This is a genomic window from Pseudomonas sp. GW821-FHT09E12 (genome assembly GCF_059416085.1).
In genome coordinates this window covers 241,673-256,164 of the sequence record NZ_JBWKOM010000002.1, presented here as the reverse complement: position 1 = coordinate 256,164, position 14,492 = coordinate 241,673, and the positions used below count along the sequence as shown (strand labels likewise).

15 protein-coding genes are annotated in these 14,492 nt (G+C 63.4%); 7 read left to right on the top strand and 8 right to left on the bottom strand.

The genetic code is table 11. From position 1 onward, the window contains the following. The first annotated feature begins 170 nt into the window (after nt 1-170). From pcsA to AC07PQ_RS06255, 4 genes are all read left to right on the top strand, one after another. On the top strand, nt 171-890 hold the full coding sequence (gene pcsA / locus AC07PQ_RS06270; RefSeq protein WP_007924962.1) for a phosphatidylcholine synthase: 720 nt from the start codon (nt 171-173) through the stop codon (nt 888-890). 36 nt (nt 891-926) lie between these two features. Then, nucleotides 927-1,292, top strand: a complete 366-nt coding sequence (locus tag AC07PQ_RS06265; RefSeq protein ID WP_493185109.1) for a DUF2784 domain-containing protein — start codon at nt 927-929, stop codon at nt 1,290-1,292. 115 nt (nt 1,293-1,407) lie between these two features. Further along, nucleotides 1,408-1,806: a hypothetical protein gene (locus AC07PQ_RS06260; protein ID WP_007924960.1), complete on the top strand. Its 399-nt coding sequence runs from the start codon at nt 1,408-1,410 to the stop codon at nt 1,804-1,806. Between the two features lie 16 nt (nt 1,807-1,822). Next, complete coding sequence (locus tag AC07PQ_RS06255) at nt 1,823-2,263, top strand: GNAT family N-acetyltransferase (RefSeq protein ID WP_493185110.1); 441 nt, start codon at nt 1,823-1,825, stop codon at nt 2,261-2,263. Nucleotides 2,264-2,277: 14 nt separating this feature from the next. Here AC07PQ_RS06255 and AC07PQ_RS06250 read toward each other — a convergent pair whose 3' ends face one another. Further along, complete coding sequence (locus AC07PQ_RS06250; RefSeq protein WP_493185111.1) at nt 2,278-3,618, bottom strand: dicarboxylate/amino acid:cation symporter; 1,341 nt, start codon at nt 3,616-3,618, stop codon at nt 2,278-2,280. A 91-nt stretch (nt 3,619-3,709) separates the two neighbouring features. Continuing rightward, nucleotides 3,710-4,765: a tartrate dehydrogenase gene (locus AC07PQ_RS06245; protein ID WP_007924955.1), complete on the bottom strand. Its 1,056-nt coding sequence runs from the start codon at nt 4,763-4,765 to the stop codon at nt 3,710-3,712. A gap of 137 nt (nt 4,766-4,902) precedes the next feature. Here AC07PQ_RS06245 and AC07PQ_RS06240 point away from each other — a divergent pair, with 137 nt between their 5' ends. Next, nucleotides 4,903-5,832: a LysR family transcriptional regulator gene (locus AC07PQ_RS06240; RefSeq protein ID WP_007924953.1), complete on the top strand. Its 930-nt coding sequence runs from the start codon at nt 4,903-4,905 to the stop codon at nt 5,830-5,832. A gap of 139 nt (nt 5,833-5,971) precedes the next feature. Here AC07PQ_RS06240 and AC07PQ_RS06235 read toward each other — a convergent pair whose 3' ends face one another. Next, nucleotides 5,972-6,937, bottom strand: a complete 966-nt coding sequence (locus AC07PQ_RS06235; RefSeq protein ID WP_493185112.1) for a GlxA family transcriptional regulator — start codon at nt 6,935-6,937, stop codon at nt 5,972-5,974. Nucleotides 6,938-7,044: 107 nt separating this feature from the next. Between AC07PQ_RS06235 and AC07PQ_RS06230 the strand changes: the two genes are divergently transcribed. After that, nucleotides 7,045-7,590, top strand: a complete 546-nt coding sequence (locus AC07PQ_RS06230) for a thioesterase family protein (RefSeq protein WP_007924949.1) — start codon at nt 7,045-7,047, stop codon at nt 7,588-7,590. 111 nt (nt 7,591-7,701) lie between these two features. Here AC07PQ_RS06230 and AC07PQ_RS06225 read toward each other — a convergent pair whose 3' ends face one another. Together AC07PQ_RS06225 and AC07PQ_RS06220 are read right to left on the bottom strand one after the other, a co-directional pair. Next, on the bottom strand, nt 7,702-9,690 hold the full coding sequence (locus AC07PQ_RS06225; RefSeq protein ID WP_493185113.1) for a peptidase U32 family protein: 1,989 nt from the start codon (nt 9,688-9,690) through the stop codon (nt 7,702-7,704). A 118-nt stretch (nt 9,691-9,808) separates the two neighbouring features. Continuing rightward, nucleotides 9,809-10,189: a RidA family protein gene (locus AC07PQ_RS06220; protein WP_007924945.1), complete on the bottom strand. Its 381-nt coding sequence runs from the start codon at nt 10,187-10,189 to the stop codon at nt 9,809-9,811. Nucleotides 10,190-10,413: 224 nt separating this feature from the next. Here AC07PQ_RS06220 and AC07PQ_RS06215 point away from each other — a divergent pair, with 224 nt between their 5' ends. Then, the gene (locus AC07PQ_RS06215) at nt 10,414-10,800 is read left to right on the top strand and encodes a VOC family protein (RefSeq protein ID WP_493185114.1); all 387 of its coding nucleotides are present in this window, start codon (nt 10,414-10,416) and stop codon (nt 10,798-10,800) included. 88 nt (nt 10,801-10,888) lie between these two features. On the opposite strand, the gene AC07PQ_RS06210 is transcribed toward AC07PQ_RS06215, so the two are convergent. Genes AC07PQ_RS06210 through AC07PQ_RS06200 form a run of 3 tightly spaced genes read right to left on the bottom strand, consistent with a single transcriptional unit; the run spans nt 10,889 to nt 14,455 of the window. Further along, nucleotides 10,889-11,596 carry an ABC transporter ATP-binding protein gene (locus tag AC07PQ_RS06210; RefSeq protein ID WP_493185115.1) on the bottom strand — a complete coding sequence of 236 codons (708 nt, stop codon included), beginning with the start codon at nt 11,594-11,596 and terminating at the stop codon, nt 10,889-10,891. Continuing rightward, nucleotides 11,593-12,456, bottom strand: coding sequence for an ABC transporter ATP-binding protein (locus AC07PQ_RS06205; protein WP_202949037.1), 864 nt, complete (start codon nt 12,454-12,456; stop codon nt 11,593-11,595). Before AC07PQ_RS06205 ends, AC07PQ_RS06210 begins: the two co-directional genes overlap by 4 nt. A 4-nt stretch (nt 12,457-12,460) precedes the next feature. After that, the gene (locus AC07PQ_RS06200; protein ID WP_493185116.1) at nt 12,461-14,455 is read right to left on the bottom strand and encodes an ABC transporter permease; all 1,995 of its coding nucleotides are present in this window, start codon (nt 14,453-14,455) and stop codon (nt 12,461-12,463) included. Nucleotides 14,456-14,492 lie beyond the last annotated feature (37 nt).

Genomic DNA, 14,492 nt, shown 5'->3' with positions numbered 1-14,492 from the left:
AGGCTCGTCCCGGCCAACTGTGGCTACAGTCTTATAAGTCGCCACGGGCAAGGGTGAACCTTATCGCCGCCTGCCCGGTCGATAGATGCAATCTGGCCAGGTTTGGCGATAAGCCCCCGTTTCATCCAATGGGGCGTCGTATGGCTGGTTTCATTTCCTGGAGAACGCCCGTGATAACGACCCGACACATCGCCAGTCTCAAAGCCTGGGGCGCCCATGGTTTCACCGCGACCGGCGTGGTCACGGCCTTTCTCGCCACCCTGGCACTGTTCGACAACCAGCCCAAGGCCTGCCTGCTGTGGCTGGGCGTGGCGCTGATCGTCGATGGGGTCGACGGCTCGCTGGCGCGCAAGGTCAATGTGCAGTCGGTGCTGCCGCATTTCGACGGCTCGGTGCTGGATCTGGTGATCGACTACCTGACCTATGTGTTCATTCCGGCGCTGTTCATCTATCGCTACATCCCGCTGCCGGACTACAGCGCGTTGCTGGCGACCTCGGTGATCCTGGTGTCGTCGCTGTTCTGCTTCTGCAACGTCAACATGAAGAGCAAGGACAACTATTTCGTCGGTTTTCCCGCAGCCTGGAACGTGGTGGCCCTGGCGCTGTACATCCTTGCCCCGACACCCTGGCTGAGCCTGTCGAGCATCGTGGTCCTGGCGCTGCTGACCCTGACCCGGATGAAATTCCTCCACCCCTTCCGCGTGCGCCGCTTCATGCCGGTGAATATCGCGGTGACCGCCATCTGGCTGCTGTGCAGCCTATCGCTGGTGATCAACCACCCCTACAATGGCCCCTGGGTGATGGGCTTGTGGCTGGCCATGTCGGCGTACTTCCTGGGCATCTGTATCTGGCGCACCGCGCTGGGCTGGTTCGACCGCGCGCGGACCTGAACCCCTGCTGTACCCCTGACCGCAACGAGACTCGACATGCTCTACCGCTTCGCCGCTGACGCCCTGGTATCGCTGCACCTGACCTTTATCCTGTTCGTACTCTTCGGCGGCCTGCTGGTGCTCAAGTGGCCGCGCCTGGCCTGGCTGCACCTGCCCGCCGCGACCTGGGGGGTGGCGGTCGAAGTCTTCCACCTGCCCTGCCCGCTGACCGAGTGGGAAAACCGCCTGCGCCACGGTGCCGGCCAGCAGGGGTATGGCGACGGTTTCATCGAACACTATCTGATCCCACTGATCTACCCGGCCGGGCTGACGCCGCAGATCCAGCTGGGCCTCGGCGCGCTGGTGCTGCTGATCAACGCCCTGGTCTACGCGCGGCTGTTGTGGCGGCGCCGACAGCCTTGAAAAAATCCGCGGCATGGCTGGCGAATCCCGCGCCACAGCCTGCCCCGTCTGTGTATATTTCCAGGCAACCCCGTGGGCAACGGCGATCCGCGATCGCTTCGAGTGGAGTCCATAGATGCCCGATTTCCAGATCCGCCAGCCCTGCCCGCCCGGCGCCTGCGATTGCGAGCGCGAGCGCCTGCTGCAAACCCCTGGCACCGACCTGCGCATCCTCGGCCTGACCCGCCAGGAGGAAAAGCGCCTGCTCGAGCGGCTGGAAAACCTGCAAAGCCTGAGCGACCTCGAACACATGCAGCGGCGGATGTACGAACTGCTGGGCATCCGCGTACAGATCGCCCCCAGCTTCAACGAAGTGCGCAGCATGCGCGGCATCGCCATCCAGCTCGACGAACTGCCGGGCCTGTGCCGCAAGACCCGCCAGTCGATTCCCGCCGCCATCCGCCGCGGCCTGGAGAAGAACCCGGAAATCGCCTACCGTCTGCTCGACGCCCACGACCTGTTGCGCGACGCCTGAACTGGAAATCTCCTCTATGAAAACCGCCGTCACGGCCAGCCCCTTGATCGTCATCAGCAACACCATCGACAGCACCTTCGAAACCCTGCTCGGCCAGGGCCTCGCCGCCTTCAACGAACAGATGACCGGCTACAACGATCGCCAGCCCCTGGCCGTGGAACTCAAGGACCCGGAGACCGGCCAGGTCCTGGGCGGCATCAGCGGCCGCACCTCCCTGGGCCTGTTGTTCATCGACCTGTTCTACCTGCCCGACAGCCTGCGCGGCTCGGGCCTCGGCGCCCGACTGCTGCAAGCCTGCGAAGACGAAGGCCGGCGCCGCGGCTGCCGCTCGGCCGTGCTCTACACCCTGAGCTTCCAGGCGCCGTCGTTCTACGAAAAACACGGCTGGCAACGCTTCGGCGAGATCCCTTGCGAGCCCGCGGGCAGCAGCCGGGTCTTCATGAGCAAGGCCTTGTAGGCGACCAGGGCTGCCTAGGCCCGAGAGGCCTTCTCCAGGCCGGGCAGCAAGGTGCCAGCCCCTTTCGCCGGCGGCGTGCTGTCAGGCGCCGGCGGCGCCTCTTGCACTTCGCCATTGAACGCCTTGTGCATCTTCGCCGTGTCCAGTGCCCCCACCCATTTGGCGATGGCCAGGGTGCCGACCCCGTTGCCGATGGTGTTAGTGATCGCCCGCGCTTCCGACATGAAGCGGTCGACGCCCAACAGCAGGACCATGCCCGCCACCGGAATGGTGCCCAGCGACGCCAGGGTCGCCGCCAGAATGATGAACCCCGAACCTGTGACCCCCGCCGAACCCTTGGAGGTGAACATCAGCACCGCCAGCACGATCAACTGATCGGTGAGGGTCAGCGGCGTGTTGGTCGCCTGGGCGATGAAGATGGCGGCGATGGTGTAGTAGATCGCCTGCCCGTCCGGGTTGAAGGTCAGGCCCGAGGGAATGATCATCCCGGCCACCGGCTTGGACACACCGGCCTTTTCCATCTTGGAAATCATCTGCGGCAGCACCGACTCCGAGGAGCTGGTGCCGAGCACGGTGAACAGCTCCTCCTTGATGAAACGCAGGAACTTCCACAGGCTGAAACCGCTGTAGCGGCAGATCGGCCCCAGCACGAAGATCACGAACAGCACGCAGGTCAGGTAGACGCAGGCCATCAGCTTGCCGAGGGAAAACAGCGAGCCGAAACCGTATTTGCCGATGGTGAAGGCAATAGCGCCGAACGCGCCGATGGGGGCCAGGCGCATGACCATGTTGACGATGCGGAACATGCCCTGCATCAGACTATCCAGGGCATCGACAAAGAACTTGCCCCGCGGCCCGACCTGGGCCAGGGCAATGCCCAGCAGGATGGAAAACAGCAGGATCTGCAGGACGTTACCCTTGGCGAACGCATCGACGATGGTGTCGGGAATGATGTTGAGCACGAAGTCCATGAACGAGGCGTGCCTGGCGGCGCTGGTGTAGGTGCCCAGGCTGGAGGTATCGAGGCTGGCGACATCGACGTTCATGCCGGCGCCGGGCTTGAACACATCCACCACCACCAGCCCCACCACCAGCGCCAGGGTGGAGACCACCTCGAAATAGATCAGCGCGCGAAAGCCGACCCGGCCCAGCTCCTTCATGCTTTCCATGCGGGCGATGCCGGTGACCACGGTGAGGAAGATCACCGGCGCCAGGAGCATCTTGATCAACTTGATAAAGGCGTCGCCCAGGGGTTTCAGCGCGGCGCCGGTTTCCGGTACCAGCACCCCGACCAGGGCGCCGAGCAGCACGGCGATAAGGACTTGCACATAGAGTTTGCCAAGTATTCTTTTCATCACAGGGCCCTGATTCTTATTGTTGTCAGGAAATGCCAGGGGCGCGGATCGCGACCCGCCCCCTGGCGTTGTGCCGCAGTACGACTGTGAATCAGCGATTGATCAGGGCAAGCACCGCATCGGTGACCTGCCGGGTGCTGGCCGTGCCGCCCAGGTCAGGCGTGTGCAGGCCACTCTCGGTCACCGCCTCGATGGCCGACATCAGCTGCTTGGCCGCGGCCGCTTCGCCCAGGTGTTCGAGCATCATCGCCGCCGTCCAGAAGGTCGCGATCGGGTTGGCCACGCCCTTGCCGGTGATGTCGAAGGCCGAGCCGTGGATCGGCTCGAACATCGAGGGAAAACGCCGCGCAGGGTTGAGGTTGGCGGTCGGGGCGATGCCCAGGCTGCCAGACAGCGCCGCCGCCAGGTCGGAGAGGATGTCGGCATGCAGGTTGGTGGCGACTATCACGTCCAGGGTCGCCGGCTTCAGCACCATGCGCGTGGTCACCGCGTCCACCAGTTCCTTGTCGACCCTGACGTCCGGGAAGTCCCGGGCGACCTCATAGAAGATTTCATCCCACAGCACCATGCCATGGCGCTGGGCGTTGGACTTGGTGACCAGGGTCAGGTGCTTGCGCGGACGGCTTTGCGCCAGCTCGAAGGCAAAACGGTGAATGCGCTCGACCCCGGCCCGGGTGAACACCGAAACCTCGGTCGCCACCTCTTCGGGCAAGCCGCGGTGCACCCGGCCGCCATTGCCGGAGTACTCGCCCTCGGAGTTTTCCCGCACCACCACCCAATCGATCTGCTCGCCGTTGTGCAACGGGCTTTTCACCCCAGGCAGCACCCGCGCCGGACGCACATTGGCGTACTGGTCGAAGCCCTGGCAGATCGGCAGGCGCAGGCCCCACAGGGAGATATGGTCCGGCACGTTGAGGGCGCCGACCGCGCCGAAGAAGATGGCGTCGAAGGTCTTCAGTTCCGCCAGGCCGCCTTCAGGAATGTAGTAGCCGTTTTTCAGGTAGTTGTCGGAGTTCCAGTCGAAGTGTTTGAAGTCCAGCTGGAAGGCCGACTTCTTCGCCAGCGCCTGCAACACCTCGACGCCCGCGGCGATCACTTCCACACCGATGCCATCACCCGGGATCGCGGCAATTGTGTATGCACTCATGGTCCACCCCTTTCTCGTTGCCTTCTTGTTGTGCCTGTCGGACAAGGCTGTCCAGACAGGGTGTGGGCGGAGTATATGTAGTGAGAAAAGCCCCATGAGTTACTCAAAATCACTACATACATAACTTTGAGTTACCAATGAACCCGAGCCTCGACCTGTCGTTTTTCTACCTGCTGGCGAACAAGGGCAGCCTCGCCGCCACTGCCCGGGAGCTGGGCGTCACCCCACCGGCGGTGAGCAAGCGCCTGTCCGCGCTGGAAGCACGGCTGGGTATCCGCCTGGTCAACCGCACCACCCGTTCCATGAGCCTGACCACTGAAGGTGAGCTGTATTTCTCCCACGCGGCGCGCATCCTGACCCAGATCGACGAGGTCGAGCAGTTGCTCGGCAGCAGCCGGGCGACACCCAAGGGCCTGATCCGGGTCAATGCCTCCCTGGGGTTCGGCCGGCGTTACATCGGCCCGGCCCTGGCCGCGTTCTTCGCGCGCTACCCCGAGGTGGAAATCCAGCTGGAAATCAGCGACCACCCGCTGGACCTGGCGACCCACGGCTTCGACCTGGGCATCCGTTTCGGCAGCCTGCCGGACGCGGCCTTCCATGCGCGCAAGATCGCCTCCAACCGCCGCCTGTTATGCGCCTCGCCGCTGTACCTGCAAAAGCATGGCGTGCCGCAACGCCTGGCAGACCTGCAGCAGCACAACTGCATCTTCCTGCGCCAGAACGAGACGCCCTACGGGGTGTGGAGCTTCACCAACGGCGGGCGCACGCAGAACGTCAAGGTCCGCGGCGCCCTGGGCTGCAACGACGGCGAGGTGGCCCTGAACTGGGCCCTGGAAGGTTATGGCATCCTGCTGCGGGCCGAATGGGACATCGCCCGTTACGTGCGCAGCGGCCGCCTGCGCCTGGTACTGGAAGACCAGACGCCGACCCGCGCCGACGTCTACGCGGTCTACCCGCAACAGCTGCACTTGTCGGCGCGGGTGCGCAGCCTGATCGACTTCCTGGTGGAGCGCTTCAAGCACATCGACAACCTCGACGAGCCGGGGTCGCCGCCCCCCCTGTCGTAGGAGCGAGCGGGTGGCGCTCCGACGTACCCGCGATGGCCGCGACGCCGAAAGCCTGCCCCACTGTGTTAGCGTTCTTCGCGCGCAAGCTGCGCTCCTACAGAAGCGGAAGCTTGCGCAAGCTTCGGCACTCGCCTGCGAATCAACTCGCACCGGCCTGGAACTTCTTGCGATACGCCGCCGGCAACAAGCCGACCCGTTGCTGGAACAGCCGGCGAAACGAGTTGCTGTCTTCGTAGCCCACTTTGTAGGTGATGCTGTCCAGGGTCATGCGCGTGGACTCCAGCAGCTCCTTGGCTTTCTCCAGGCGCAGGGTCTGCAGATAGGCCAGGGGCGTGTAGCCGGTGGCCTCCTTGAAGCGGCGCTTGAAGTTCCTCACGCCAAAGCCAAAACGGCGGGCCGTGTCGTCGATCAGCAGCGGCTGGTCGAAGTGTTCCTCCAGCCAGTCCTGCACCCGCAGGATCTCGCCATCGCCGTGGCTCTTGGGCAGCGACCACATGACATAGACCGACTGCTCGCTGCGCACCTTGTCGATCAGCAAGTATTTGCCGCACTTCTGCGCCAGCTCCAGGGAGGCGAAACGCCGCACCAAATGCAGCAGCAGGTCCATGGCCGCGCTCGCGCCGCCGCTGGTGATCAGGCGATCGTCCTCGCAGAGGAGCTGCCCCTCGTCCAGCTCGACCCCGGCATAACGCCGCCGGAACAGCTCGGCGAAGGCCCAGTGGGTGGTGGCGCGAGCGCCCTTCAATAGGCCGGCTTCGGCCAGCAGGAAGGTGGCGGTGCACATCGAGGCCAGCACCGCGCCCCGGGCATGCTGTTGCCGCAACCAGGGTCCATGCCCGGCAAATGCCGGCAAGGCCTCCTTCAGGGTGAAGAGAAAACCGGGGATCAGCACCAGATCGGTCTGGGCGATCTCGGCCACCGAGCGCTGCACCCGCAGCACCTGCCCGCCCCAGGCGCTGACATCGGCGCCATCCAGCGAGGCGACCACCACCTCGAACGGCGCGCTGGCGCTGTCGGCGAACAGGTTGGCGGCGCTCAGCACTTCCAGGGCCAGGGTGGCGCTGGCGGCGGAACAGTGATCGGCCAGGAGCAAGGTGACGTGCATAGTGGATTCCGTTGCGCTTTTCGCATGAAAAATGTCATTTGCGCACCTACCTTAGCCGATTCTTCTTCCCTAGAGTGCAGCCATCCTTTTCCATCATCGGTGCACTCATGAATCTCTGGTTCCGCATGCTGCTCATGCTGTTTCGTCGTCCGTGGCGCAAGCCGGTCGCAGGCCTGGCCACCACCGTCGTGCGCATGCGCGTCTGGCCGCTCGACCTCGACCTCAACCGCCACGTCACCAATGGCCGCTACTTCACCCTGGCCGATCTCGGGCGCATGGATTTCGTCCTGCGCAGCGGCGCCTACCGCGTGGCCCTGCGCCACAGGGCGGTGCCGATCGTTGGCGATGTGTGGGGCAAATTCCGCCGTGAACTGAAGTTGTTCGAAGCCTTCGAGGTCCATAGCCGGATCCTCGGCTGGGACGAGAAATGGAGCTTTATGGAACACCGCTTCGTGAGCAAAGGCCGGGTGATCGGCGTGGTGGTGATGCGCGGGCTGTTCCGCTCGGCCAAAGGCACCATCGCCCCCGGCGAGTTCGTCCACGAGCTGGGCGTGGACACCTCTCCCGAGTTGCCACAGTGGCTGCAAGACTGGTCGCAAAGCTGCGACGACATGAGTGTTCAGTTGCGCGCCGAGGAAGATCCAGCGCGTTAAGGCAGTTCGCAGAAACAACAACGCCATTGCCGACCCAGTCGACAATGGCGTTGATGCGCGACAGCCAGCGCTTGAACGAGCGCGACGCCGTGATGGCGCCGCGCCCGCCACTCAGTGCGGAGCGCGAGGGATGGTCTTGAGCAGGTCTTCGGGGCTGATGTGGCCGACCACGCTGCCCGGTTGCGGCATGTTGAGGATGTGGCCTTTCATCTTGCCAATGATGTGCATCTCGCACGGCTTGCAGTCGAACTTCAGGGTCAGCACTTCGTCACCGTGAATCAGCTGCATCGGCGCCACCTTGGTGCGCACGCCGGTGACGCCCTTGGCCTGTTTCGGGCACAGGTTGAAGGAGAAACGCAGGCAGTGCTTGGTGATCATCACCGGCACTTCGCCGGCCTCTTCGTGGGCCTCGTAGGCCGCATCGATCAGCTTCACCCCATGGCGATGGTAGAAGTCGCGGGCCTTCTGGTTGTACACGTTGGCCAGGAACGACAGGTGCGACTCCGGATACACCGGTGGCGGCGTGGTCTCGGCCTTGCGGCTGCCACGCGGGTGAGCGGCAACCCGCGCAGCGGTCAAGGCTTCGATCACTTCGCGGCGCAAGGCCTTGAGCTGCGAGTTGGGGATGAAGTAAGCCTGCGGCGCATCGAGCTTGATGTCGATGGCGTGGTACTGCGTAGTGCCGAGCTGGCCGAGCAGCTCGCGCAGTTGTTCCAGCGCCTGCTCCGGCTTGTTGGCGACGCCGAACGGGCCGTCCAGGGTCACGCTGGCGCTGATGCCTTCTTCGCTGGTCGCGGTCACTTCCAGCTGTTCTTCGCGCAGGCGCGCGACCCAGCTCAGGGCCACGCGACGCTCGGACGAAGTCTTCTGCAGGGCCTGCTGCCAGTTGTGATCGAGGTTGCGGTTCAGCGGGTGGTTCGGCCGCAGCTTGTACAGGCCTTCTGGCATCTCGTTGGGCTCGACGCGATAGCGATAGCGCTTCTCGCCGTCCTCTTCGAACTCGCCCTTGGGCTCGGCGATGTTGGCGCGGAAACCCACCACTTCGCGCTTGACCAGCACATTGAGGCCGTCACCGTTGGACAACGGCTCATGGGTCACCACGTGCAGGTCGCGCTTGGCGACTTTCTCGACCACGCCCACCGGCAGGCCGGTAAAGGTCGGCGAGTCGAAGGCGCCGATGTCGATCTTGCGATCGGTGACGAAATAATCGGTGCTGCCGCGGTGGAAAGTCTTTTCCGGGTCGGGCAGGAAGAAGTGCGCGGTGCGGCCGCTGGAAGCGCGGGCCAGGTCGATCCGGTCTTCGAGCACGTCGTCCAGGCGCTGGCGGTAATAGGCAGTGATGTTCTTCACATAACCCATGTCCTTGTAGCGCCCTTCGATCTTGAACGAACGCACGCCGGCTTCCACCAGGGCGCGGATGTTGGCGCTCTGGTTGTTGTCCTTCATCGACAGCAGGTGCTTCTCGTAGGCGATCACGCCGCCCTTTTCGTCCTTGAGGGTGTACGGCAGGCGGCAGGCCTGGGAGCAGTCGCCACGGTTGGCGCTGCGGCCGGTCTGCGCATGGGAGATGTTGCACTGGCCGGAGAAAGCCACGCACAGCGCGCCATGGATGAAGAACTCGATCGCCGCGTCGGTCTCGTCGGCGATGGCGCGGATTTCCTGCAGGTTCAGCTCGCGGGCCAGGACCAGTTGCGAGAAGCCGGCCTGGTCGAGGAACTTGGCCCGGGCCAGGGTGCGGATATCGGTCTGGGTGCTGGCGTGCAGCTCGATCGGCGGAATGTCCAGCTCCATCACGCCCAGGTCCTGGACGATCAACGCATCGACGCCCGCGTCGTACAGCTGGTGGATCAGCTTGCGCGCCGGCTCCAGCTCGTTGTCGTGCAGGATGGTGTTGATGGTGGTGAAGATCCGCGCGTGGTAACGGCGGGCGAACTCCACCAGCTCGGCGATTTCGCTCACTTCGTTGCAGGCGTTGTGGCGCGCGCCGAAGCTCGGGCCGCCGATGTACACGGCGTCGGCGCCATGCAGGATGGCCTCGCGGGCGATGGCGACATCGCGGGCAGGGCTGAGCAATTCCAGGTGATGCTTGGGCAAGGACATATTTTTTTAGTCAGGCTCGTCGAGGCGCGCATTGTAGCGGCGAAACGCCTGACCGGCACCCGTGTACTGCCCGGTGGCGCCCACTCGCCGAGCGGCACCACCGGATAACGCCGCAAACTCAGCCCTTGGCCGCCATCGCGGTGACTTCCACGCGCATGCCTTCGACCGCCAGGGACGCTACGCCAACGGCGGCGCGCACCGGCCAGGGCTTGGCGAAGAAGCGCTGGTAGACCTCGTTGAACGCGGCGCGCTCGGCCATGTCGGTGAGGTAGATGGTCAGGTGCAGGACCCGGTCCATGGAACTGCCGGCCTTTTCCAGGGCCACCTTGAGCGCCTGCAGGGTGCACTCGCTCTGCACAGTGATGTCGCCCAGCTCCAGGCTGCCGTCGGCGCGGGTGGGGATCTGGGTGGAGACCAGGATGCCGGCGAAACCGGCAACGTCGGAGGAGATGGAATCCGCGTCGGGATCGGGAATGAAATCGATATCGTGGTTGGCCATGGGGCTCTCTTGTTCGAGGGGATAAAAGGCGCCAGTTTACAGCCCCGGCGCCGGGTCGTGCGGGAATCGGCGGGAAAACCCGGCAGCCTGCCGGGCTGCCAACACCCCGCCCTGCCCACTGGACAGCCGGTCGCCCTCCAGGGCGTGGACACCGCGGCTGCCCGGCTATTATTCCTGCCAGGTATTTATTGCCACCTGTACCTCAAATACGGAGGAAGAACCCCATGAAGATCGTCATCACCAGCGTGGTCGTCGACGACCAGGCCAAGGCCCTGGCCTTCTACCGGGACGTGCTGGGTTTTCAGCTCAAGCACGACATCGCCATGGGCGAGCATCGCTGGCTGACGCTGACCTCCCCCGGCGACCCTGACGGCGTCGAATTGCTGCTGGAGCCCGACGCTCACCCGGCCGCCAAGCCATTCACCTCGGCACTGAAACGCGATGGCATCCCCTTCACTTTCTTCGGGGTCGAGGATGTGCACGCCGAATATGCCCGGCTGAGCGCCGCCGGTGTGCAGTTCACCCGAGCGCCGACAGTCGCCGGCCCGGTGACCCTCGCGGTCTTCGACGATACGTGCGGCAACCTGATCCAGATCGTGCAGCACAATTGAGGGGTAACGGGCCCTCTGTCAGCGGCCCGCTTCTACCTGAGCTGGAAAACCCAACGTGCGCTGCTGCACGCAAAGACCTGCTCCTGCGCTAGCTCAGGTAGAAGTCTTTCAAGGCTTCCTCGGTCACGCTTTCCCCCGCCAGCACGGAAACGATCTCTCCGACACGCAGGGCATACACGCGAGTCGCCATCTGGATGGCTTCCACTGTGTTCTGTTCGACGAGCAGGATCGGTGTTTTCCGCGAGCGAATCTTTCGAAGGGTATCGAGTACCACCTCAATCATTTTCGGTGAAAGCCCCATGGTCGGCTCATCCAATATCAGTAGCTCCGGGCGGGACATCATCGCCCGGGCAATGGCCAGCATTTGCTGCTCGCCGCCGGACATGGTGCCCGCCTGCTGCTTGCGTCGCTCCTTCAGGATCGGGAACAGCTGGTACATGTCCTCGATGTCGTCGGCAATGGCTTTGCGATCATGGCGGGTGTAGCTGCCCAGCTTTATATTTTCCTCGATCGTCAATCCCGGGAATACGTGACGCCCCTCAGGCACATGAGCCAGCCTCATGCGCACTCGCGCATCAGGTGAAAGCGTGGTGATGTCCTTGCCCTGGAAGCTCACCTTGCCACTCTTGCACGGCAAGAGGCCGGAAATGGCTCGCAGCGTCGTGGTCTTGCCGGCACCGTTGCTGCCGATCAGACTCACGATTTCATCCTTGTCTATCGACAGGGATATGCCCTTCACCGCTTCGATACCGCCATACGCCACGCAGAGGCTGCTGACCTCAAGAAGCTGATTCATGCTTTGGCCCTCCCCAGATAGGCAGCCTGGACTTCTGCATGACTCAGCACGTCATGGGTGGTCCCGCTGATCAATTTTTTCCCCTGGTAAAGCACGGTCGTGAAGTTGGCAAGGCTTCGGATGACGTCCATGTCGTGCTCGATCAGCAGGATCGCCACCCCGCTTTCCCGAACCTGGTCGATCAACTCGCTCAGAGCCGCCTTCTCCGACACGTTCATGCCCGCCAGCGGTTCGTCCAGGAGCAACACCTTGGGCTTGGAGATCAACGCGCGGGCGATTTCCACTCGACGTTGATGGCCATAGGGCAATGAATTGGCTGGCACCCCTTCGACATTGGGCGGCAACCCGACAAACCGGATCAACGCCCTGGCCTCTTCCACTGTGTTGCGCTCGAACTCGACCGCGGACCTTGTCCTGAACAGGGCCGCGAACAACCCGCCCTGGAACCCCGCATGACGCCCCACCAGGACGGTTTCCAGAACCGTCATCTCGCCGAACAGACGGATATTCTGGAAGGTCCGCGCCAAGCCTGCCTGGGCGATGGCGTGGGCGCTCCAGTGACCCGAGGTCTTGTCGCCGATGGTGACATTTCCTGCATCGAGAACGGCGAATCCCGATAAGGCATTGACCGCCGTGCTCTTGCCGGCGCCGTTCGGGCCTATGAGCGCATGCACCGAATGGCTGCGCACCTCGAGGTTCAAATGGCTGACCGCGCTCAGGCCACCAAAGCGCACGGTCAATTCGCTGGCTCGCAGAACAACGCTGGCTCTCATATCGGCTCGACTGACAGGTTTTTGCGCGGTCATCGGCTCGACCAGCAGGGGTGTGAAAAGCTCATGATTGTTGACTACAGGCATCATCGGATTACCCCATTACAAGACGCTGACGGGCCTTGGCGGCTAAACCACTGGGACGAAACAGCATCAATGCGATCAGCATGGCGCCCAGCAGGATGTATCGAGACTCGGGGAAGCTCTCGACAAAGGGAATATTGAGGGAGGCTTGCAGGAACACGATCCATACCGCGGCACCGACGAAGGGCCCGATCATGGTTCCCATACCGCCGAGCACCACCAGCATCAGGATCACGATGTTCTCGAACAGCGTGAAGCTGATGGGGCTGATGTACTGCTGGAAGTGCGCGTAGAACACCCCGACCAGACCACCGACAAATCCGCTGCACGCATAAGCCAGCAGTTTGTAGCGCGTGCCGTGGATGCCCATCGCCTCCGCCGCGTCGTCATCCTCGCGCAGCGCCACCCAGGCCCTGCCGACGAAGGAACGCACGACCCGGCCAATGCAGAACAGCAGCACGACGCTCAGTGCCAGGGCGAAGAAGTAAAGCGCCCGGGTCGAGCCAATCTCGTAGCCAAACAGCATGGGCAACGGAATCCCGCGAATCCCCATCGGGCCATTGGTCACCGGGACCCAGTTGGTCACGACAACGCGCACGATTTCACCGAAACCCAGGGTCATGATCGCCAGGTAGTCGCCGCGGACCCGCAGCGTCGGATAGCCCAGGAATACCCCGAACAGGGCGGCAATCAGCCCGCCAATGATCAGGTTGGCATACAGCACCCACCAGGTGGCGGCGATGTCCAGGCCATAGACGCCCTGAAGCACACTGACAAATACGATCGAGGTGTAGTACGCCCCGACGGCCCAGAACGCGACGAACCCCAGGTCCAGCAAGCCCGCGAAGCCGACCACGATATTCAGCCCGCTGGCGAGCATGCCGTAGAGCAGGACCATCACCAGAATGCCGAGCCAGTAGTCGGACTGGATACCAAAACCGATACCCACGGCTGCGGCGATGGCGACGAACTTGACCAGGTTGCTCGCCATCAGGCGTGAAGCGAACACACCATCGAGCAGGCGCAATGGCGCGGTGACCCATGAGCCTTTGTCGGTTCTGTCACTGGTCAGGCTTCCACGGGCATGGCTATTCATTTCCTTCCTGCCCAGCAGCCCCTGCGGACGGACCAGCAGTAGCAGCACCAGCAGGACAAAACTCAGGGCGTCCTGATAGATCGCGCCGCCGGGGATATAGCCGGAACACAGCGATTCGACCAGGCCGAGCAACAACCCACCGACCGCGGCCCCGGGAATATTGCCGATCCCGCCGAGCACCGCCGCCGTCAACGCCTTCAAGCCGGGCGCGAAGCCCATGGTCGGGCTGGCGAACGCGAAGGATTGCGCATAGAGAATGCCGGCAAACGCGGCGAACGCCGAACCGAGCACAAAGGCCAGGCCGATGATCCGGTTCACTGGAATACCCACCAGGTAAGCGGCCGTCGGGTCCTGAGCCGAAGCGCGCATCGCCCGTCCCAGCGAGGTGTAGTGGACGAACAGCTGCAGGGCGATCATGGCCACCAGCGCGGAAGCCATGACCAGCCATTCAACGCCGGTAACCGTGATTTCACCGAGCTGGAGCGCCGGCAGACGCGTCAGGGGCGTCTCTGGAAAACTCAGCGAGCTGGGCCCCCAGACGGTCTGGGCCAGACTCTGCAAGAGTACCGAGACCGCAATCGAGGTAATCAGCGAAGCCATGCGCGGTGCATTGCGTAGCGGCCGATAGGCGATGCGGTCGATCAGGGCTCCCAGCGCCGCCACCGCCACCATCGCGACCAGGGCCGCCAGGAAGAAGTTCAGGTTCGGCATCGCCACCTGATATCCGAACAGTGAAAGCTCGGGCAACATCAGTGACAAGGTGATAAAGGCGCCCAGCATGAACAGCTCGCCAAATGCGAAATTCACCATTTTGACTACACCGTAAACCAGCGTGTAAGCCACCGCCGCCAGGGCATAAATGGCCCCGAGCATCAGGCCATTTATCAGAAGCTGCTCAAAGTAAAGCATGAGGATCTCCAGCGGTTTTGCAGGGGCGGCAAACCGC